Origin of the sequence: Guyparkeria hydrothermalis (assembly GCF_023555375.1) — a bacterium.
Classification (GTDB): domain Bacteria; phylum Pseudomonadota; class Gammaproteobacteria; order Halothiobacillales; family Halothiobacillaceae; genus Guyparkeria; species Guyparkeria hydrothermalis.
In genome coordinates, this window is record NZ_JAJSEE010000004.1 from 109,454 (window position 1) to 130,433 (window position 20,980).

Consider the following 20,980-nt stretch of genomic DNA (forward strand, 5'->3'; position numbering starts at 1 on the left):
ATGGGCAAATTACCGATTTCTGATACGTTGACTCCCGTCACTGATCCGGGCAGGTCGCTGCAGACGGCCTCAAGGACCACATCGGCAAGGACTGCCGGACCCGATCAACGTGCTCTGCATGCCGACAGTGATGTCGGCGACAAGGATTTGATAACAACAATTTCAGGCAATGGAATTGACGACAGGAGAGGAAAGAGGAATGACCTTCAAAAGGACCCTACTGGCAGCAGCCGTAACCGGCGCCGTACTCGCGACCGGCACCGCACATGCCACCAACGGCTACTTCAAGCACGGCTACGGCGTGAAGAGCATGGGTATGGCTGGCGGCGGTGTCGCCTTCGCCAACAATAGTGCGATGATCATCGCGACCAACCCGGCGGGCCTCGCCGAGGTTGACAATCAGTTTAATGCAGAACTGTCATGGTTCCGGCCAGAGCGCGGCTATGACCAGACTTCGGGACAAGCATTACAACAAGGCATGAACGGTTTTGAGCCGGCTCCGTTCACCCTACCGGCAGCTAGTGCCGACAGCGACAGCGAGAATTTCTATGTTCCTGGTCTCGGCGCCGCTTACTCCCTTACCGAAAACGACACCATCGGTATTGCCATCTACGGTAACGGTGGCATGAACTCAGATTACAAGGCCGATGCCGACGGTTTGGTCTTTGCCCCCGGGATGGGCGCATACGCCGAAGGCCCTGCCGGCGTGAACCTTGAACAAATGTTCATTGCACCGACCTACGCCCGCTCGTTCATGGAAGGCAAGCTGTCGCTGGGCGTAACCCCCATGATCGTTCGTCAAAAATTCAAAGCCAATGGCCTCGGCAATTTTGCCGGTTTCAGCACAAATGGCGATGATGGGCTTACCGGCAACGGACATGATGTATCTTGGGGTTACGGTGGAAAAATCGGCATCACATACAAGCCGATGGACATGCTGACGTTGGGCGCGAGCTACCAGTCCAAAATGGAAATGGACGAGTTTGATGACTACGACGGTTTGTTTGCAGAAGGCGGCGATTTCGACATCCCGTCAACCTGGACTGTAGGTCTTGCTGCGGACGTCACCGATGCGGTTACGGTCACCTTCGACTACCAGCGCATCAATTACACTGATGTCAAAGCCATCGCGAATCCGTCAGTAGAATTCCTCAACGAATGCTTCGGCGCCCGCTTGATGGGCGGTGATAGCCCCAAATGCCTTGGTGGCGCGAACGGCGCAGGCTTCGGCTGGGACGACATTAATGTCTATAAGTTGGGTGTCCAGTGGCAAGCCACTCCGCAATTGCAGCTGCGAGCCGGCTGGAACCGGGGCGACAACCCGATCGACTCGGCTGACGTGCTTTTCAACACCATCGCTCCGGGTGTAGTCGAGAACCACTACACCGCTGGCTTTAGCTACGCGTTCGATGGTGGCCAGCATGAAGTGCATGGTGCCTTCATGTATGCACCGGAAGAGAAGGTCACTGGTGCCAATGACTACAACCCGGGCAGTGACCTGACCATCCGCATGAAGCAGTATGAGGCGACCGTGGGTTACACCTACAAGTTCTAAGCAACGCATAGAACCCGATCGCCACACAAGCCGCCCAACCGGGCGGCTTTTTTAGTGCCGTCGTTTTGCGACTCGAGATAGACACCGACGGCATTCGACAAAAAGCCACGTATGAAAAACCCGCCGGCCGAGTGAGGAAATCAAGCGGTCCCAACGACGTGGAATCGCCTTGCGACCAACTCGACCATCACACCGTTCGTGCCCAATCGTCGACTCCATCCCTGCTCTCTCCGTGACGACCGGTGGCCAAACCTGCAGCATTCGCACCCCGCTACGCCACAATCGACCAAGATGCGTGTCGTAGCCTACCGAGAACGTTTCGAGTGATCGGAGCACCTTGCTCGCGCCCGCTCGAGAATACAAAAACCCGGTTGCCCCCAGACCGGGACGAGCCGGAACGTGCAGCGAATATCCGGCACCGACGCTGCCCACCACTCCCGATACTTTCCTCGTTCGGTTTTCCAGCTTGAGCAAATCGAAACACGCAGCGACGCGAATCGCGTCCCTGAGCACATCGGAAAAGGCTTCATCCAGCTCGGCGTCATCTTCCAAAATGACACCCCACCGCCTGTCCGACTCGATAAATCGTTTCAGTGCCTTGCGGTGACTCAAAACACAAGCGATCTCGTTCCTGGTCAATTCACCGGCGCCAAGCACCGAACCGGGACGATACCCCTGCTCAATTGCCAATCGGGCATCGAGATCAACACCCCGGATCGCGTCGACCATCTCACTCACCAGCGGAAGCCGCTCCAGCGCTCGTTTCATCAAGGCCCGGCGCTCCACCGCCTCGGGCAGACTTATACACAAGACCAAGACTTGATCCAGGTCACCTGGCTTCATTCGTTTCTCCGCTACGCAGAAGAACCTAATTGGTATCACGAAAAAAAGCCGGGCGAAGACCCGGCTTTACATCAAATTCAATGACTCGAACGGGTGATTACTTCGCCGCGTTGTAACGCTTGACCACTTCGTCCCAGTTCACCACGTCCCAGAACGCGTTGACGTAATCCGGACGGCGGTTCTGGTAGCGCAGGTAGTAGGCGTGCTCCCAGACGTCCAGGCCCAGAACGGGGGTGCCCTTCACCTCGGCGATGTCCATCACCGGGTTGTCCTGGTTCGGGGTCGAGGTGACCTGCAGCTTGCCGTTGCCGTCGACAATCAGCCACGCCCAACCGGAACCAAAACGGGTCAGCGCGGCGTTGTTGAACTTCTCGACGAAGTCGTCGAACGAGCCGAAGGTCGAGGCGATGTCATCGGCCAACGCACCGCTCGGCTTGCCACCGCCGTTCGGCGACATCAGCTTCCAGAACAGGTCGTGGTTGTAGTGACCGCCACCGTTGTTGCGTACCGCGGTCGGCAGCTTGGAGATGTTCGCCATGATCTCGTCGATGGACTTCTCGTCCCACTCGGAGTCCTTGATGGCGTCGTTCAGCTTGGTGACGTAGGTGTTGTGGTGCTTGGTGTGGTGCAGCTCCATCGTCTGCGCGTCGATGGACTTCTCCAGGTCACCGTAGCCATACGGCAGATCAGGCAGTTGAAAAGCCATATCAAGATCTCCTTCTTGGTTGCTCAAACAAGGATGCCCCCGGCTCATTGCCGGAGAACCGAAAGGTGTGAGAAGGATAGCAGGCCAAGGCCTCGGTGCGAGGAAAGCGGCCCGAAAAGCCGAGCTCGGCGGTGGGTGATTGGTGAACACGGCGGCAGCTGTCCGATTTTCGCGCCTGAAGGCGCTCCTACACGCAACACCAACACAGCGTAGGAGCGGCTTCAGCCGCGAAACCGCAACCCTTGTTTCCTGGGCATTTCGCGCCTGAAGGCGCTCCTACGGCGGATCTGGCCAATCACAACCAAACTGCGTCCCAATACGGATAATCACCAACCCGGCAGACCAAACCCGCACGAACGGGATTTGAAACAATGTAACGAGCCAGTCGCCGCAGGTCCACGTCATCGCGAGCCGCATGATCGTGGAAGCCCCGCTGCCAGCGCAACAGCGGGATGCGTCGTGCGCTGCGTCCCTTGAACTGTCCAACCACACCAGACAGGCCATCGCGGTGTCTTAGTCGAAACAACCAGTGCAGATGATCGGGCATCAGGCAAAAGGCCAACGTCTCCGAATGACCCGTTTCATCCATCTCACGTAAACTACCGATCACTCGCCGCGCCACCGATAGATCCGCCAGCCCCGGCCAACGACCACGGGTAACGAGGGTCACCGAATACACCTGATCCGGTATCGATACACGACCATGACGCAAACGCCATCCATGGCGCATCTGGTCAATAGGCATCCTTGCCTCCTTCGTTCTAAAACAGAATGTCCGCGAAACGAATCCATCCTTGGCTTACACCCCCGAACCCGCCGCATCTACATTGTAGGAGCGGCTTCAGCCGAGACACCTCCGGTCTGAAACAGGGTGATTTCGCGCCTAAAGGCGCTCCTACAACGCCGCCTCGCCCCGCAGGAGCGCCTTTAGCCGCGAAACCAACCCATTGCCACCCGACTATTTCGCGCCTGAAGGCGCTCCTACGCCTTCTCTCCAACTGATTGGCTTACGACCAGCGCGGCTGCCAACCCGATGATCGGCCAGATGATCGCGAGCGTGTAGGAGGCGTAGAAGCCGAAATGGGTGTTGATCGGCAGCAAGGCCAGCCCGACGGCCACCACACCAACGCCGGCCGCCATATTCCCGCCGGCACGCCACAGCACGACCAGGAAGGCGAAATAGGCGCTCAGGTACGCGAGCAGCCCCACCAGCCCCGTGCTCACCTGCACATCGAGAGCGAAGAAGTGCAGATGCATGTAAGGACGATCGGTATAGCCCCGCTCCACCGCCGCCAACTCGTAGCCGCGCACGCCCACGCCCAACCACGGATCATCCTTGGCCACTTCCCAACCGGAAAGCCAGACATCGCCACGCTTGGACGTCGCCTGGTTGAAGCTCTCACGGTCCATCTCGACGATCTTGCCGACCCGCTCGATGCGGTCACGCGTCTCGGGGGAAAGCACTAGAGTTGCCGCCATCCCCACTAACACCACTGTGATCGCGCCGACAATCCAATACCACCGTGGGCGATAGAACCACAACACCAACGCCCCGTAGAACAACAATCCGAACAGCATCAGCAGCATGGCTGAGCGCGAGCCCGACAACATGATCACCGCAAGTATGGGCAGGATGACCAGCCCCCAGGCAAGACATCGCTGCATGAGCCGTCGAGTGGCCTCGAGGAGTAGCGGGAGCAAATGCGCAATCACGACGCCCATCGTGAGATTCTCTCCGAACATGCCGGAGAGACGTACGCCGTTGTAGGGGACGCCGAAGACGTTGTTTCCGGTCGCGAACTGCCACAGCCCATCCAGCGACCACACGAGGACGATTGCCAGCAGCGAATACAGCACCACCGGAACGACGTCATACCGTCTCGCCACCAAGATAATCGGCAGGGCCGCCACAGCGAACAACGGGTAATAGATGGCATCGCTCCACGCCCGCTCGAAGTTCACCGCCCCGGGCAAAGCGAGCCACTGCGGAATCCACAAGGCCGCCACCAGGATCAGCAACCAGCGCGTCACCGGTTGCGCCCACACCTCGCGCCAATTCGTTGCCAAAAGCCACAACCCGACCAGCGCCAGAATCGCCAACGGCGCATTGGCCGAGCGGCCGAAGGGGAAGACCAGGAAGGTCAGGATGGTCAGGCCGACGATCGTCAGCGTGAGGCGATCCCAACGGGGCAATACGTGAGAGAGAGGTGACATGTGGGTAAATCGATTCCGTCGCAAAAGGCGAGATTCTATCGCTTGAAGGGTCGCCAGCCGGCCGCAAACGAAAAGTTAGTGAAACGGCCGGCATCGCGCATGTTGGTGCAAGATCCCCGCAGGAGCACCTTAAGGCGCGACATGCTCGGATGACTCTGGGCATGGTTTCGCGGCTAAAGCCGCTCCTACGGAAACGATCGTGGTAGGAGCGGCTTTAGCCACGATTTCCAAGCCTCCGCACCACCGTCATTCTTTCCAACAATGGTCCTCGATGCGGGCGTGCGGCTGGTACCCACTGACCAGTTCGGCAAGCTGCGCGCGAACCGCCGGCAAATCGGAACGCTCCATGTCGCGTTGCAGGCGGGATATCGCCTTGTCAAAGGCGCGCCATGCCAGGCAATCCTCACTGGCGCGCATGATCCGGGGGTGTTCGGTTCCGTTCACCGCCTCACCGATCAACAACTCCTCGTAGAGTTTTTCGCCCGGACGCAGGCCGGTGTAACTGATCTCGATATCCCCATCCGGGTGCTCCGCATCCCGCACCTCGAGGCCACTCAGGTGCACCATGCGGCGTGCCAGGTGATCAATCTTCACCGGCTCGCCCATGTCCAGCACGAACACGTCACCGCCTTGAGCCATGCTTCCGGCCTGGATGACCAGCTGTACGGCCTCGGGGATGGTCATGAAGTAGCGGGTGATCTCCGGGTGGGTCACCGTCACCGGGCCGCCATCGGCGATTTGACGGCGGAACAGCGGCACCACCGAACCGCTCGAGCCCAACACGTTGCCAAACCGCACCATGCAGAATGTGGTGCCGGGATACTCCGGCTGCAACGCCTGCAGCGCCATCTCCGCCAGGCGCTTGCTCGCGCCCATCACATTGGTGGGACGCACGGCCTTATCTGTGGAGATCAGCACGAAATGCGTCGCCCCGGCGTTCGCCGCCACTCTGGCCGCGATCAACGTGCCCAACGCGTTATTGGAAAGCCCCTCGATGGGGTTGTGCTCGACCAGTGGCACGTGCTTGTAGGCTGCCGCGTGATAGACCGTATCCACGGTGAACCGATCGAACAGGCGAGCCAGTCGTCGCTCGTCGAGCACGCTGCCCAGAGCGGCGATTAACTCGACCGTGCCGTTGGCGACGGCCGGAATACGCCGCAGCTCCTGATCGATCTGATACAAGCCGAATTCGGATACCTCGAAAAGGATCAGGCGGGCCGCGCCCTGATCCACCACCTGCCGGCACAACTCCGAGCCGATCGACCCACCGGCACCGGTCACCAGCACGGTCTTGCCTTCGATGCATTTTCCCAGCAGTTCCGGACGAGGCAGCACCGGTTCCCGCCCCAGCAGGTCCTCGATATCGACCTCGCGCACCTGATCCAGAGTGGCCTTGCCAGAGAGGATGTCCTCGATACCCGGCACCGTGCGCACATGGAACGGCAAGGGCTCGAGGAAATTCAGGATCGAACGTCGGGTCGCCGCATCTGCGGAGGGCACGGACAGCAGGATCGATTGCACCCCCATCCGCTCAAGAAGAAGCGCCAATCCCGGCTTTTTCGGGTCGACCACCCTCAAGCCGTCAATTTCGCGCCCATGCAGATCCTCGGCATCATCGAGGAACACGACCGGCTCATAGTCGGTGCCTTTGCTGAGCATGCCCACGACCTGCTGGCCACTGGCGCCCGCTCCATAGATAGCGACCCGTTCACGGCCCTTCCCGCCGGCACTCGTGCCAAGCACCCGCCGAGCGAGGAAACGCGACCCGCCCACCAGCACGAACAACAAAAGGCCGTAGATCACGAACGTTGACCGCGGCAGCTCGGCCTCGGGGTGGAACAAGAGGATGGCCAACAACACCAACGTCGAGCCTGCCACACCCATTGCGATCTGCTCCAAGGCCTTCCACCCCAGAAACCGCATCACTGCGCGGTAAAGCCCGAGTCGAACGAACACGAGAATGGTGAAGGCCACCAGCCCCACAAAGGCCAGCGCGGCCCGATTGAAATCCGTGAACCACTCACCGTACCGCAACGACAACGCCGCCCACAGCGCGAAGGGGATCAAGAACAGGTCGAGCGCCACCATCAAACCGCGCTTGTAGATGGAGGGCAGGTCGCGGAGGAATTGTTTGAAGCGCGCGATCGACAGCACTGATTTGTCTTCCGAGAGAAAAGAGAAAGTGCACGCCGCAGTTATATGTGCGTGCTCATAGAAACGGGGATTCTGTCACACCGGGCTCATGATCAGCCCTTCGGCGACCAACAACAGGACGCCCTAGCACCAGAGTGGTCATACCCGCGAAAGCGGGGAACCAGGAATCGACGCCACCTAAATCTCAACTGGATTCCCGACTACGCGGGAATGACGAACGGGGCAGACTAAACAAGAATGGCGAGGGGCCGCCTCGTCGTCCGCCGGGTCAAGGTCCAACAATCATTCTGATACGGACACCCAACCAGAAAAAAGCCCCGATCAAAGAGAGACCTGACAAATGCCACGCCTTGCTCAGGACGGCCGCACCCGGTCCCCCGAGCCCTTGCCGGTAACGGTCAGGACCAAATAGCGAAAATAATCCTTCAGTGTCAGGTTCTTCACCATCACCTCATCCATCTCGGCCAACCTAATCGGATCGGACATGTCGATACCGTTAACTTGCGCCAACCCCGTAATGCCCGGGCGCATGGAGAACACACCGCGCTTCTCCCGCGCAGCAATCAGCTCTTCTTGGTTCGGCAAACAAGGCCGGGGGCCGACCAGACTCATCTCCCCCTTCAAAACATTCCACAACTGCGGCAATTCATCGAGCTTGGTCCGTCGCAGGAAACGGCCGAAAGGAGTGATAGATGACGCGCTTGCTAGATGCGTAGCCACGGAGGCCGTGTCCGGCCGCATCGTCCGGAACTTCACCAGCGTAAACGGTTTCTGATCCCGCCCTACCCGCTCCTGACGAAAGATGGGAGACCGCGTATCGAACCAACCGATCACGGCGAGAACGAGCAACAGGGGTGACCCCACGACCAGCCCGAATAAAGAGAAAACAATATCGAAGAACCGGAACACGAAAGCTCCACAAGAAATCAAAATCAGGCCAGTGTTTATGCGTAGAGCGGCGTTGGCCGTGAAATGTGCAGACGACACGATGTGTCGTCGGAGTTTATTCAATCTTCGCGGCCAACGCCGCTCCTATGGCCTCTTCAAGGGCTCGGCTGCTCGCCGCAACCCTTCATCCACCGAGATTGGCGGCTCCCAACCCAGCACATCCTGTGCCTTGGAAATATCAACCTGCAACGACCCCAGCAGCCGACGCGCCATGTCGCTCTTGCCCAGCATAAACCCGCCCACCTTTAACAGCTGGGCGGGTACCGGCACCAGCCGCGCGGGGCAGCGCATCACCTTGCCGACTCGCCGAAGAAGCTCCGTTGTCGACATGTCCTCACCATCTCCGGCGAGGAATACCTGATTGGCAGCGGCCGGGTGATCGAGACAGACCGCAATCAGGTCCACCAGGTTATCCAGTGCCACCAGGCTCCGTCGGTTGTTGATGGCACCCAGCGGCAATGGCACGCCCCGTCGAACCCATTCCATCAGCTTGCCAAAGTTCCCCGGCGCATTTGGTCCGTAAACCAGTGGTGGGCGCACAATCACCATCTCGAGCCCAGTTTCGGCGGCGATCTCTTGCAACTCTTGCTCCGCCTCGTATTTTGAAATGGCGTAGGCATCCGCAGGCGCCGGCTGGTCAGTTGCTTTAAACGGCGCGCTGTTGACATTTCCGATCACCCCGATTGAGCTGATGAACACGAAGCGCCTTACACCCTGCTCGGCCGCCTGACGCGCAAGTGCCCGTGTACCGTCCACATTCACCCGGCGGTATTCGGACAACGGATCCGTGGTGACATCCGCCATCACATGGGCGCGGGCAGCCGTATGCACCACTACATCGATGTCTCGTAACGCTTCCGTCCAATTGGTTTCTTCATCGAGAGAGTCAACTTCAACCACGTCTCTGCACTCGATCCAATCCCGCTTATCTCGCCGAATAGAAGCACGAACGTGCTTCCCTTCCTCAAGGTCCAGTCGCGCAACAAGCGCACGCCCAACAAATCCATTCGCACCGGTAATCAATATCTTCAAGTTGTGCGCGCCTAACATCGCTCACCCTCCCGGTAAGTCGCCGGCCAACAACGCATCAAAATAGGCAATCGTTTTGACCAGACCTTGATCCAGCGGGACCGTCGGGCGCCACCCAAGCTCCTTCTTAGCCAAGTTAATGTCAGGCTGTCTCTGCTTAGGGTCGTCTTGAGGGAGGGGCTTATAAACAAGCTTAGAACGCGATCCAGTCAGCTCTATCACCTGTTCCGCCAACTGACGAATCGTAAATTCAGAGGGGTTTCCAAGATTGACCGGGCCGGTCAGCTCTTCACGGGAATCCATCAAACGGACGAAACCATCGACCAGATCGTCCACGTAACAGAAACTTCTCGTCTGCTGCCCCTGGCCGTAGATCGTAATGTCCTCACCTTTAAGCGCCTGGACGATAAAGTTGCTTACAACCCTACCATCATCGGGGTGCATACGTGGACCGTAGGTATTAAATATGCGCGCTACCTTAATCCGCAATTCATGCTGCCGATAATAGTCGAAGAAAAGGGTTTCGGCACATCGCTTGCCTTCGTCATAGCACGACCGAATACCAATTGGATTTACCTTCCCCCAATAACTTTCCGGCTGAGGGTGCACCTCGGGATCACCATAAACCTCACTCGTCGATGCTTGAAATATTTTTGCCTTAGTCCGTTTTGCCAGACCCAGCATATTTATGGCGCCGTGCACACTTGTTTTGGTCGTCTGCACAGGGTCAAATTGATAATGCACTGGCGATGCGGGGCATGCAAGGTTATAGATCTCGTCTATTTCCAAATATAGCGGAAACGTCACATCATGACGGACAAGCTCAAAAAAAGGTTTATCCAAAAGATGGATGATGTTTCGTTTATTGCCCGTAAAAAAATTATCTACACAAATAACCTCATGGCCGTCATCCAACAGCCTTTCACAGAGATGAGAGCCCAAAAACCCGGCCCCACCTGTCACCAATATCCGCTTCATCACAACACCTTTTTAAAGAATCTATAATACAGCCCACCAAGGACATGTGTAAGGCTAAAAAAAACTGGGCCAAACGCCGTGCCGCCAGGATATTCGCGGTGAAGCATGTACATTCGCCTGAGCATATACAATTTGGACCCCGAAATCTGCCCTTCCACACGACGGTAAAAAAGGAAAGGAAACTTGATCTTAACGCTGTGGTCAATGGCTTCATGCACGCGAAGCCAACAGTGATAATCTTCCACAGCCTTGTATCGCGGATCTTCGTTAAACGGGTACTTTGCCAGCAACTCTTTCTTCACCAATACACTCGAAGTTGGGATTCGGCCCTTTATTTTTTGCTTGGTAAAGGTGATTTTCTCAACCTCGGGGCGTTCAGGGGGAGTTCCCGGAAGCGGTGGAGTGCCAACAAAATCCATCATTGCCGTAGAGCTGAGGGCGGCGCCCAAGCCCTCGGTGATGCCCAACTGATACTCAAGCTTTCTTGGGTGCCAGATATCGTCCGCATCCAGTAAGGCCACCCATGCCCCTCGTGCGGCACCGATGCCAATGTTCCTTGGCCGGGCGGGGGCGCCCGTGTTGGCCTCCAGGGTGAGCATGCGGATCCGTGGATCGCGTTGCACATAAGAATTCACAACATCACGGGTAGCGTCGGTCGAACAATCATCAACAATGATCAATTCCCAATCCGTTAATGACTGATCGATCACAGACTGTATGGTCGGGCCCACAAGCGCCTCGGCGTTATAACACGGCATGATGACGGAAATTGTTACCGGAAATTCTTGACTCACCCTCGATCCCCTCTACTCATTCGGCCCCTAACCTTGTCTACCCACCCGAACCCTTGGCGTCGACCGATTCCAAGAGGCTCGAGATGCGGTCTGTCTTCGACGTAATCTGCCAACGATCCCCAATCATGGGCAACCAACATCCGAATGACCTCGTCTTCATAGGCGGTATCGTCCGCATAACGTTCGTCATCTGGGAGAACGACACCTTTCCTGAACATCATCTCCAGACGATCAGGATCTCCGCCGGAAAAATAGCGGTAAGTCGTGGTATCCAAGGCCCGAACGTAATCAACGTATTGAGGAAGCCGTCGGGAACGAAGATATAGAAATCGCAATGTTTTTCGTCTCACGACATCGGGGGCCAGCGGGTCAAGAGCACCATCCTGCAACAACTCACTACGGTTGTGGAAGGTGCGAACGAAACCGGCACTCTGGTAAGTGGAGGGGCCTAGACAGATTACTTGCTTTCCACACACTCCAGCCTCCACCGCAGAACTACCGCCATTCATTACGACTACATCTGCCTGCTGAATCAACTCATAGGTATTGGCCTTGTCCTCGCTATGAATGCAGTGGACACCGCGCAATCGAGCCCAATTAACATAGTGATTCAGCGACCGCTCCCCGGTGGCCTTTCCAATGTTCTCGGCCCAATTTGGGTGACACCGCACCACCACCTGAGAGGGATTGATTGAAAACGCCTCGAACAGATCATCCAGGGCGTGCGTGTTATCGGACCAACCACTTTCCCAATCAGCATGTCCAGCGAATTCATTCTTACTGCTCGGAACCACCAGGACGCGAAGCCCTCGAGTCTGAACAGGCCATGGCGCAGGCTCGGGGTTTTGGTTATATAATCGCCACTCCAACGAATTACGCTGCAGGAACCTCTCTCCGGCTAGCTTCCCGGCGTGCAGCGACTGGTCCTTTGTCAAAGGCTTGTCGTCGAAATTGGCAACCATTTCGTTTACAGCCCTGAGCGAAAGGCAATTCGCATTTGGATTAAGGTTAAGGCCGTCTCCAAACCACGTTCTCTCGTGGGTAATGTACGGAATACCTAAGCGCTCGCAGGCATACGTTGCAGCCCGAGTGACATCCATACGCCCATTAAAACAAATGACTGCGTCAATCCCTTGTTCCTCAATCCATCGGCTTACTGCACTGAACGCCTTATCGACCGGGGCTCTCAACTCTCTGATGGTTTTCTGAACTGCATCTGAGGACCAATCATCCTCCGATTCGGTCCGATTCAATGTACATGCACTCGACAGCGCCAGGGCGTCCAGGTCCTCGGCGCATAGTTGCTTGGGCCCTTCAGATAGTGATGAAATCGGACCAACATCGTAACTTCTAAACCCTCCAAGGATACATTTAGAACACTCGGTCAGTTTGTTCGTTTGTTTCAACGCGCGCGGATAGCATAACGGCAAATGCGCATCACAAGTCAAAAACACCGTTTCGTGTCCACCCAACTCGCATAAATGCGCCAAATAAACTGAATGTTCGACATGTGGCCGGAACGAATAAAAGTTCACAAACCCGATTTTCACGACGCCCACTCCCTACTAAAAACCAAATAACTCCTGGAACGGATCCCGACGGGGGAAACAAGCATAATCCAGAGAAAGCCAAACACTATAAAGCGAGCCAAACCAAGCCCACCATAGAAATAGTTTTCAACCGCAGAGACGGTCACCACCACAGAAAAATATATCAAAAACCCCATACCATAAACCCTAGAACTGACCCCAACCAGCCAAACCAAGTAGGCCAAAATAAGCCCAAAAAAACCAAGGAAGCCAAAATCTATTAACAGAGAAGAATATAACGTTTGATAGAGACCCGCCCGAGGGTTTGCGCTTTCGATCGCCTGATGAATTACCTCACGACCACAACCCAACACTAGGCACACTTCGTCTCTGACGTAAAGGAACGAACCGAACAAATCGTAGGTTCCGCCAAAAAGAAGGAATCGAAACTCGGCGATAGAGTGACTTATATATTGCAGAAAATAGACCACGGGACCCAAGAACCATAGTCCTCCGGAAACCGAGTCGATCACCCAAGATTTCAACGGAAGCCGATCGAATAGCCACGAGTGCGCTAATGTGAGAGACCAATCCCAACCCACCGTCACAGTATTTAACGAACGAGCCTTCGTCTGGTAATCAAATACAAGCAAAAATATGGCAACCAACCCAAGAAGCGCCAACCACATGCGAAGCCGGCCGTATCGGACCCTCGCCATCAATAGATGAAAAATAGCTACAAATACGGGCGCTCCGCGCGTCCCGAGAACCAGCAGGTCGACAGCAACGACTACTGCCACAAAAAACAAGCAAACAAAATACCACTTACGACTAATGTTTATAAACGCAAGAAGGATCGCCAAGGGATAAAACAATATCGCGAAATAGCTATACCATCCTCCTCCTCCCAGATCACTTTCTTGTCGAAGGTCATACATCCCCAGATCAAAAAAGGCAACCAAATACGGAATACGACTAAAGACAAATGTGACAAGAAAGGAAGAAAAAAACAAAAACAAGAAAGTACGCAGTCGGAACTCTGGCCATCGCTCTGTTGACGGCACTTTAATCCTAATCAACCCGAGAGCCGTCAATCCGGTCAGAAAGACCACCAGCCAAACAACAATATTTTCCCACTCTAGCCGCGCTAAGAACAGCAAATGAAAAAGCTGCAGCAGGGAGATAGCGACAAACAGTGTCAGCGCCCTAGAAAAAAACCTCTGAGGTGAAACCGCCTCTCCCATTATTGAGAGATCGCCCGACGATCAGCCACTTTGTTAGCGACAATGACCTCGTTAACCAATTTTGATACTTCACATGAAGATCCTCTAGCAGGCCGGTAAATATATCTACCAACAAACCGGTCCAACTCTTCTTGATCCACGCCCCTAAAAGAGCCTTTTATTGCCAAATCGATAAAATCGTACATTTCGACCGGGTTTTTTGCGAAACTTAAAACGTTAGCGACATTGGCGTTATCTTCTGAATACATTACATTATCCCCTGAAGACCGGCACTGCCCCCACGCAGGAACTACCACTTCTGCATTGGCCATCACGGCCTCAACCAGCGATAGCGAATTATAGCCCAACACCAGTTTGCTTTCGGGAAGAATGTCAAAAAGATCTCGCGCATGATCAACTTCGACATTATAGAGGCCGCGTTCCTTAATAATCATTTTTACCGCCAGAGTATCCTCGCAATCTTTGGTCTTGACCAAAAAACGGACACTCTCCGAGCTCAAAGTCGAGGCGGACCGGCAAAAAATATCCAAAACCTCTTTAAAGGTTTCGTCTGCGAAATAACCTCGCGTAAACGTCAACAAAGTTATATTAGACCGGTTTCTTTTGGGCCGCGTGGTATCCACATCAAACCATGCGTCAAACCGAGGAAGGCCCGTCACAATCACATCATGCTCGCTGCAGACATTTGATCGCTTGCAGATAACATCCTTTGACGACTGCCCCGCGACGGCAATTTTTGTTCCCTTGAACCGATATCTAGCGTCAGCATATCTTTTAGAGACAATGTCACACACCTCCGGAACAATGGGATGCTCTCTCGAAAGGACGACGAAGGGAATATTTTCGGATGCGCACACATCTTTAAACCCTGCATCCTGCCAATAGTCCAAGTTAGCCGACATAATAGCGTGAACTTGCACTTTTCGGCTAACTAGCCAAATAAGGAATTGAGCGTACTGCCGGGACTTCAAAGCCACGGACTTATCCATGGGATGTTTATTTTGATAAAAAGTTTGCTCTTGCGAGCATAACGGAACCCACTCGGACTGGAACCTGGTGAAACCGGCAGTAACCGTCGGAAAGTTTAAAACGGTGCGTTTCCGCAGCTCTTTTATATCTTTATAAAACGACTCCCTTCCTAAACACAATACGGTTGTTCGCCCTGGAAGAACGCCTTTCCAATCTACAGAATAATATGTTAGCAATGCCGCAAGTCGAGGGCCGCCTACACGCACGATCATACTCGAGATTAAGGGCCAGATGGATGATAAAACCCCATACCGGATGGAAGAAACTATAACGGCGAATCTTTGCATTTATGGAACAACACCAGTTTCAACATGTAATTATCGGTTATTAAAACCGAGACCATTAATCATTCTTGTTTTTACGGAAGGAGTTGATCCAAATGAATTGGGGAATTGGCATCTACGTCACACTTTAACCGCTTGCCTACTATTTCATTGGTTAATCTTGGCGGCAGCCCAAATCCGGGGCGCACTGAAGCTATCGATTCTTCAGTTATCAAATCGCCTGCGCGGAGATTTTTAACAAAGTAAAGGGATCTACGAAACTTTACATTCCCCTGCTCACTGGACTTTCGACCGTATTCTATTACTCCAAGGGCCTTCCAGGCAGTTTGAGAATCCCGGCATAACTGCGCCATCTCTTTCGGCTCGAGCGAGAAACTGTCATCTGGACCGCCGCCATTGCGGTCGAGGGTGAAGTGCTTCTCGATGATGGAGGCCCCAAGTGCGACACTCGTAATGGCGGTGGTGTTGTCGATAGTGTGGTCGGACAGGCCCGTGACCAAGCCGAAGCGCTCGATCATGTCGGGGATGGTGCGTAGGTTGTAGTCTTCCGCCGGTGCGGGATAGCCGCTTACGCAGTGGAGGATGGCCAGTTGCTCGCAGCCTGCACTCCGGGCCGCGTCAATAGCTTCCTGTATCTCCTCGGCATCGGCCATGCCCGTGGAGATGATCATCGGCTTGCCGGTACTCGCGACGTATTCGATCAGCGGCAGGTCCACGGCTTCGAACGAGGCGATCTTGTAGGCGGGAGCGCCGAGTTCTTCCAGCAAGTCGACCGCCGTTGTGTCGAACGGCGAGCTGAAGATAGTGATGCCGAGCTTCCGTGCGTGATCGAACAGCGGCTTATGCCACTCCCATGGCATATGGGCCTCTTCGTACAGTTCGTAGAGTGTCCGGCCATCCCACAACCCGCCGTGGATACGGAAATCTTCGCTGTCGCAATCAAGCGTGATGGTATCCGGGCGGTATGTCTGCAGCTTGATCGCATCGGCACCCGCTTTCTTGGCTTCGTCGATGATCCGGAGTGCCGTTTCCAGCTTGCCGTTATGGTTCGCCGAAAGTTCAGCAACAACGTAAGGTGGATATTTTGCACCTATACGGCGGCCGTCAATTATTAGTTCTTCAGACATAGCTTATCCTTTATTCATCTTTGCGAGCTTTTCCTCAAGATCTGGCCTTGCCGTTTTCCATTCGCCAGCGAGCATTCCAAGCCTGTATACATCGACGAACTCACCTCCAATTTTGTGATGAGCCCGAAAAATTCCTTCAACCGAGAAGCCAAATCGCTTGTGCAACTTGATCACAGGTGTGTTGAAAGCCAATACTTCACAAGACAGCTTATGAAGGCCGATCTCTCTAAAGGCATAATCCAATGCTAGAAACTCCATTGCCAAACCAGTTCCCCTCGGGGCCTCGGGTGCGGCATAGAAGGCCCACATCGCTCGCTCGTTCTGCACATCGATGTCATTGAAGCTCACAACACCAAGAGGACGACCGGACTTTTCATACATAAGATATTTCTGGTTCTTTCGTTCTTCACGGACGCGCTGCCACCATGCCAAATGCTCGTCCAGCGATATCTCGTGCTGTGTATACATGTTTTTGCGCACATTGGGTGCATTACGCCAACTGAGAATCAACTCAAGCTCTTCATCGCGAATATCGCGAATTTGACCACCGCTCTCCATGGTTACCTCGACAGATGTTGTTTTTTTGGGTGAAGCAGAGCCTCGAGCACCCGGACACAACCCTGTCCGTCAACGAGACGGGCTGCATCCAGTGTCATCTCCTTCATGGCTCCGCAATCCGCAGCTAACCGTAAAACGGCATCGCAGAGCTGTGAAGCGAAATTATTCACCGAGTCAAGTGACATTGCCGCATTGCGCTTTTCCAGGTGGCTGGCGACAACTCTCTGGTTCTCAGCCAGTATCACCTGCAGAGTCGGCAATCCTAGGCAACAGCGCTCCCAGGACGTGCTCCCCGCCGCCCCGATCGCCAGGTCGGCCTCGACCATCCGCCGAGACATGTCCGGGATATCGACCCGCACCCCAGTCGGCCAGGGCATGGCCGCGGCCTGTGCCCGTACCGATTCCAACCAAGGCGCGTTGCTGCCCATCACCACCTCGATTTCGGCGTCATCAGGCAAGGGGCAATCGCGGAGTGCCTCGAGCACCTTGCCGGTGGCATTGTCCTTGTCCACCCCGCCCATGGTGATCAGCAACCGTTTCAGACGCGGCGCCTGTCTTCTTCGCAGGCTTTCCTCGCGCATCCGGAGGAATTCCGGGCGCAGCAAGGCGTAGCGCGGCCCGATCAGGAGTCGGCAGTTTTTGGGCACGAGGCCTGCGTAGTCTTGGGTCTCACGGCCCAGGTTCTGGTCAAGCAGCAAGTCGGCTTGGTGGGAGCGGTCGGCAAGATCGTCGATGACGAGCAGGCGACTGCCTTCCGGCATGACATCGGCTTCCCAGCGTGATTCAAGTGCGTAGTGATCGACCACCAGCCAGGCCGGGGCCAGTTCACGAATGATCTCGCGACACTGTCGGGCATCCGTCTCCCATGGCACGCCGAGCCATTCGGCATGGGGCGGCTCGTCGCCGCTTGTCACGCCGGCTCTGTCACCGGACAAGGGCAACGCATCCACAGGAAATCCACGGTGCCTGATGGTTTCGATCAGGTTGCCGGGGTGTTCTCGGCAGATGAAATGGCATGCATGATCCTGCCCTCGGAGGGCACTGGCCAGCGTGAGACAGCGCATGACGTGCCCGGTGCCGATATGCACCGAGGCGTCAACCCGGAAGACAATGGTTCGTGTCATTCTGCTTCGCCCGCCTCGGCCTGCATGGCCTTAAACAGCCACTCGGCCCGACGCCAGTCCTCAAGGGTATCGATATCCTGTACACGCTCCCGCGGCAACACGACGGGGATGGCATCGGAGGTCATGATGGCCTTGTCCGACAACCATGCCTCGCTACGCCCCCAGTAGAATTGGCCGGCGTCATGCCACGCTTCCTCGAGATCCTGTGAGCGGGTGTTCGCGTATTCGGGATGGAACATGGCCACCCGGCCGGCATCGGTGATCCGTAGTGCGCGCTGGATGGGGAAGGCGTAGCTGGTCACGGAAAAGGCGTAATCGGCATCCGCCGATTCCAATGCCTTTCGTCCCCGGCGGAGATCTTCGGGCCGAACGAAGGGCGCGGTGGCGTACAGGCAGCAAACGGCTTCGCACTGCTCGCCACTTTCCTGCAACCATTCGATAGCGTGAGCCATTACAGGGACCGTGCCGGTATGGTCATCGGCCAATTCCGCCGGCCGCCGGAAGGGCACCTCGGCGCCTTGTTCTTCAGCCACGACGGCAATCTCGCTGTCATCCGTGGAGACGATCACGCGATCAAAACAGCCACTGGCGCGGGCGGCCTCGATCGACCACGCAATCATCGGCTTGCCGCAAAACGATCGAATGTTCTTGCGGAGAATACGCTTGCTGCCGCCTCGGGCAGGGATGATGGCCACTCTCATCCGCCAAGCGCCTCCTCAAGAGCCGAGACAACCGAGTCCTGCTGACCCTCAGTCATAAGCGGGAACAGCGGCAGACTGATGGCCTCGGCGTAGTAGCGCTCCGCATCCGGGAAGTCACCCAGTCGAAAGCCCATCTGCCGATACCAAGGCTGAAGGTGGACCGGAATGTAGTGCAGATTGACTCCAATGCCATGCTCACGAAGTGATTCGAATACGGCACGGTGAGATCGGGCAATGGCGTCGATTTGCAACCGAATCACGTAGAGATGACGGCCCGAGTAGCTATCCGGATGTTGCCACGGCGTGGTCACCGGTAGATCGGCGAGCAGGCGGTCGTAACGCTCGGCCAGTTCGTTGCGGCGCGCGACATAGGCATCCAGACGCTCGATCTGAGAGACGCCGAGGGCGGCTTGCATCTCGGTCATGCGGTAGTTGAATCCCAGATCCACCTGCTCGTAGTACCAGGGGCCGTCCGGTTCGTGGGTCATGCATTGCGGGTCTCGCGTTATGCCATGACTGCGCAACAGGGACATGCGCTCGGCAAGCTCGTCGTCATTTGTGACCGCCATGCCGCCCTCACCGGTAGTGATGATCTTAACCGGATGGAAGCTGAATACGGTGATGGCGCTATAGCGACCATTACCGATCGGTTCACCACAATATTTCCCGCCGATGGCATGCGAGGCATCCTCGATCACGCGGAAGCCATAGCGCCGGGACAGTCCGTGGATTGCCGCCATATCGCAGGGCTGGCCGCATAGGTGAACGGCGACCAGCACCTTTGGCAGGCGCCCCTCCTCCTCGGCCTTCTTCAGCTTCGCAGCCAACGCCTCGGGACAGAGGTTGTAGGTCTGAGGATCGATATCGACGAAATCCACCTTCGCACCGCAATAAAGACCGCAATTGGCCGAAGCCACGAAGGTGATGGGCGAGGTCCAAAGCCAGTCGCCCTCACTCAGATCGAGGGCCAGGCAAGCTATGTGCAACGCGGACGTAGCGCTATTGACCGCAACCGCGTGCCTGGCGCCCACGTAACCCGCCACGGCCTGCTCGAAACGCGGCACCACCGGCCCCTGGGTGAGGAAGTCCGAACGCAGCACCTCAACGACGGCGTCCACGTCCTCCTGACGAATATCCTGTCGCCCGTAGGGAATCATCAAATGGCCCCGATCTTTTCCCAGTTGGCGTCAATCCATGCCCGGAGCTGATCATCACTCATCCACTCGGCGTTGTTGTCACTGGCGTAGACAAAGCCCTCCGGCACGCGCTTGCCATCCTTGATGCGGTTGGCGTCGCGGTCCCAACCGTTGATGGCGGGAAGTATCTTGAAGTGGTCGGGGTACTCGTAGGTGTAATACGCATCGTCGGCGCCGATCATTTCCTCGTGGAGCTTTTCGCCCGGACGAATCCCGACGACCTCCTGCTTCGCCTCGGGCGCGATAACCCGGGCCAGGTCGGTCACCTTCATGGAAGGGATCTTCTTGACGTAAATCTCTCCCCCTTCCATGTCGTCGAATGCATGCCAGACGAGTTCGGCACCCTGCTCCAAGGAGATCATGAACCGCGTCATGCGGTCATCGGTAATGGGCAACACACCGCGGTCCCGAATGGACATGAAGAACGGGATCACGGACCCACGGGAGCCCATGACGTTGCCGTAACGGACCACGGAGAATCGCGTTATATTGTGACCGGCGTAATGGTTCCCGGCCACGAACAGCTTGTCCGAAGTCAGTTTGGTCGCGCCGTAGAGGTTGATCGGGCTGCTGGCCTTGTCGGTGGACAGCGCGACAACCTTTTTCACGCCCTTGTCGATACAGGCGTCGATCAGATTCATCGCCCCCGTGACATTGGTCTTCACACACTCGAAAGGATTATATTCGGCGGTCGGGACGATCTTGGAGGCGGCTGCGTGTACCACGTAGTCCACCCCGTCCAATGCACGGTAGACACGTTCGCGGTCGCGAACGTCGCCAATGAAGAAGCGTACGCGCGAATCGCCCTCGAACTTCTTGGCCATCTCCCACTGCTTCATCTCGTCGCGCGAAAAGATAATCACGCGTTTAGGGTTATAACGCTCTAGAAGCATCGGAATAAACGTATGACCGAAGGATCCGGTGCCTCCGGTAATCAGAATGGATGAGCCGTTAAACATGAGTGAGT

At 56.0% G+C, this 20,980-nt stretch carries 19 protein-coding genes; 1 reads left to right on the forward strand and 18 read right to left on the reverse strand.

Going from position 1 to position 20,980, the window contains the following annotated elements; translation table 11 throughout:
- The first annotated feature begins 199 nt into the window (after positions 1-199).
- The gene (locus LV475_RS06810) at positions 200-1,555 is read left to right on the forward strand and encodes an OmpP1/FadL family transporter (RefSeq protein ID WP_250106003.1); all 1,356 of its coding nucleotides are present in this window, start codon (positions 200-202) and stop codon (positions 1,553-1,555) included.
- A 51-nt stretch (positions 1,556-1,606) separates the two neighbouring features.
- On the opposite strand, the gene LV475_RS06815 is transcribed toward LV475_RS06810, so the two are convergent.
- The 18 genes from LV475_RS06815 to pseB form a co-directional block, all read right to left on the reverse strand.
- Entirely contained in the window at positions 1,607-2,398 is a 792-nt protein-coding gene (locus LV475_RS06815) for a glycosyltransferase family 25 protein (protein ID WP_250106004.1), read from the reverse strand.
- Positions 2,399-2,495: 97 nt separating this feature from the next.
- A complete protein-coding gene (locus LV475_RS06820; RefSeq protein WP_250106005.1) occupies positions 2,496-3,104 on the reverse strand; it encodes a superoxide dismutase in 609 nt (202 codons plus the stop codon).
- Between the two features lie 295 nt (positions 3,105-3,399).
- Positions 3,400-3,843 carry an REP-associated tyrosine transposase gene (locus tag LV475_RS06825; RefSeq protein WP_430886867.1) on the reverse strand — a complete coding sequence of 148 codons (444 nt, stop codon included), beginning with the start codon at positions 3,841-3,843 and terminating at the stop codon, positions 3,400-3,402.
- Between the two features lie 242 nt (positions 3,844-4,085).
- Complete coding sequence (locus LV475_RS06830) at positions 4,086-5,318, reverse strand: O-antigen ligase family protein (protein WP_250106006.1); 1,233 nt, start codon at positions 5,316-5,318, stop codon at positions 4,086-4,088.
- 246 nt (positions 5,319-5,564) lie between these two features.
- Complete coding sequence (locus LV475_RS06835) at positions 5,565-7,406, reverse strand: polysaccharide biosynthesis protein (RefSeq protein WP_430886868.1); 1,842 nt, start codon at positions 7,404-7,406, stop codon at positions 5,565-5,567.
- A gap of 420 nt (positions 7,407-7,826) precedes the next feature.
- Positions 7,827-8,381: a sugar transferase gene (locus LV475_RS06840; protein WP_250106091.1), complete on the reverse strand. Its 555-nt coding sequence runs from the start codon at positions 8,379-8,381 to the stop codon at positions 7,827-7,829.
- Positions 8,382-8,504: 123 nt separating this feature from the next.
- Positions 8,505-9,470 carry a UDP-glucose 4-epimerase family protein gene (locus LV475_RS06845; protein ID WP_250106008.1) on the reverse strand — a complete coding sequence of 322 codons (966 nt, stop codon included), beginning with the start codon at positions 9,468-9,470 and terminating at the stop codon, positions 8,505-8,507.
- 3 nt (positions 9,471-9,473) lie between these two features.
- A complete protein-coding gene (locus tag LV475_RS06850) occupies positions 9,474-10,427 on the reverse strand; it encodes a UDP-glucuronic acid decarboxylase family protein (protein WP_250106009.1) in 954 nt (317 codons plus the stop codon).
- A complete protein-coding gene (locus LV475_RS06855) occupies positions 10,427-11,221 on the reverse strand; it encodes a glycosyltransferase family 2 protein (RefSeq protein ID WP_250106010.1) in 795 nt (264 codons plus the stop codon). Before LV475_RS06855 ends, LV475_RS06850 begins: the two co-directional genes overlap by 1 nt.
- Entirely contained in the window at positions 11,218-12,771 is a 1,554-nt protein-coding gene (locus LV475_RS06860; protein WP_250106011.1) for a hypothetical protein, read from the reverse strand. The genes LV475_RS06855 and LV475_RS06860 overlap by 4 nt, the downstream gene beginning before the upstream one ends.
- Positions 12,768-13,994: a hypothetical protein gene (locus tag LV475_RS06865; protein ID WP_250106012.1), complete on the reverse strand. Its 1,227-nt coding sequence runs from the start codon at positions 13,992-13,994 to the stop codon at positions 12,768-12,770. The genes LV475_RS06860 and LV475_RS06865 overlap by 4 nt, the downstream gene beginning before the upstream one ends.
- A complete protein-coding gene (locus tag LV475_RS06870) occupies positions 13,994-15,229 on the reverse strand; it encodes a hypothetical protein (protein ID WP_250106013.1) in 1,236 nt (411 codons plus the stop codon). The genes LV475_RS06865 and LV475_RS06870 overlap by 1 nt, the downstream gene beginning before the upstream one ends.
- A gap of 152 nt (positions 15,230-15,381) precedes the next feature.
- A complete protein-coding gene (gene pseI, locus LV475_RS06875; RefSeq protein WP_250106014.1) occupies positions 15,382-16,434 on the reverse strand; it encodes a pseudaminic acid synthase in 1,053 nt (350 codons plus the stop codon).
- A gap of 3 nt (positions 16,435-16,437) precedes the next feature.
- Entirely contained in the window at positions 16,438-16,992 is a 555-nt protein-coding gene (pseH, locus tag LV475_RS06880) for a UDP-4-amino-4,6-dideoxy-N-acetyl-beta-L-altrosamine N-acetyltransferase (RefSeq protein WP_250106015.1), read from the reverse strand.
- Between the two features lie 2 nt (positions 16,993-16,994).
- The gene (gene pseG / locus LV475_RS06885) at positions 16,995-18,116 is read right to left on the reverse strand and encodes a UDP-2,4-diacetamido-2,4,6-trideoxy-beta-L-altropyranose hydrolase (RefSeq protein ID WP_250106016.1); all 1,122 of its coding nucleotides are present in this window, start codon (positions 18,114-18,116) and stop codon (positions 16,995-16,997) included.
- Positions 18,113-18,817: a pseudaminic acid cytidylyltransferase gene (pseF, locus tag LV475_RS06890; protein WP_250106017.1), complete on the reverse strand. Its 705-nt coding sequence runs from the start codon at positions 18,815-18,817 to the stop codon at positions 18,113-18,115. The genes pseG and pseF overlap by 4 nt, the downstream gene beginning before the upstream one ends.
- Positions 18,814-19,974: a UDP-4-amino-4,6-dideoxy-N-acetyl-beta-L-altrosamine transaminase gene (gene pseC, locus LV475_RS06895; protein ID WP_250106018.1), complete on the reverse strand. Its 1,161-nt coding sequence runs from the start codon at positions 19,972-19,974 to the stop codon at positions 18,814-18,816. Before pseC ends, pseF begins: the two co-directional genes overlap by 4 nt.
- Positions 19,974-20,972, reverse strand: a complete 999-nt coding sequence (pseB, locus tag LV475_RS06900; protein ID WP_250106019.1) for a UDP-N-acetylglucosamine 4,6-dehydratase (inverting) — start codon at positions 20,970-20,972, stop codon at positions 19,974-19,976. Before pseB ends, pseC begins: the two co-directional genes overlap by 1 nt.
- Positions 20,973-20,980: the final 8 nt, after the last annotated feature.

Coding starts and splice junctions, on each gene's coding strand:
- pseC (WP_250106018.1), bottom strand. CDS start 19,974: ATGATTCCCTACGGGCGACAGGATATTCGTCAGGAGGACGTGGACGCC.
- pseI (WP_250106014.1), bottom strand. CDS start 16,434: ATGTCTGAAGAACTAATAATTGACGGCCGCCGTATAGGTGCAAAATAT.
- LV475_RS06820 (WP_250106005.1), bottom strand. CDS start 3,104: ATGGCTTTTCAACTGCCTGATCTGCCGTATGGCTACGGTGACCTGGAG.
- LV475_RS06810 (WP_250106003.1), top strand. CDS start 200: ATGACCTTCAAAAGGACCCTACTGGCAGCAGCCGTAACCGGCGCCGTA.
- pseB (WP_250106019.1), bottom strand. CDS start 20,972: ATGTTTAACGGCTCATCCATTCTGATTACCGGAGGCACCGGATCCTTC.
- LV475_RS06865 (WP_250106012.1), bottom strand. CDS start 13,994: ATGGGAGAGGCGGTTTCACCTCAGAGGTTTTTTTCTAGGGCGCTGACA.
- LV475_RS06845 (WP_250106008.1), bottom strand. CDS start 9,470: ATGTTAGGCGCGCACAACTTGAAGATATTGATTACCGGTGCGAATGGA.
- LV475_RS06835 (WP_430886868.1), bottom strand. CDS start 7,406: ATGGTGGCGCTCGACCTGTTCTTGATCCCCTTCGCGCTGTGGGCGGCG.
- pseH (WP_250106015.1), bottom strand. CDS start 16,992: ATGGAGAGCGGTGGTCAAATTCGCGATATTCGCGATGAAGAGCTTGAG.
- LV475_RS06830 (WP_250106006.1), bottom strand. CDS start 5,318: ATGTCACCTCTCTCTCACGTATTGCCCCGTTGGGATCGCCTCACGCTG.
- pseF (WP_250106017.1), bottom strand. CDS start 18,817: ATGAGAGTGGCCATCATCCCTGCCCGAGGCGGCAGCAAGCGTATTCTC.
- LV475_RS06815 (WP_250106004.1), bottom strand. CDS start 2,398: ATGAAGCCAGGTGACCTGGATCAAGTCTTGGTCTTGTGTATAAGTCTG.
- pseG (WP_250106016.1), bottom strand. CDS start 18,116: ATGACACGAACCATTGTCTTCCGGGTTGACGCCTCGGTGCATATCGGC.
- LV475_RS06850 (WP_250106009.1), bottom strand. CDS start 10,427: ATGAAGCGGATATTGGTGACAGGTGGGGCCGGGTTTTTGGGCTCTCAT.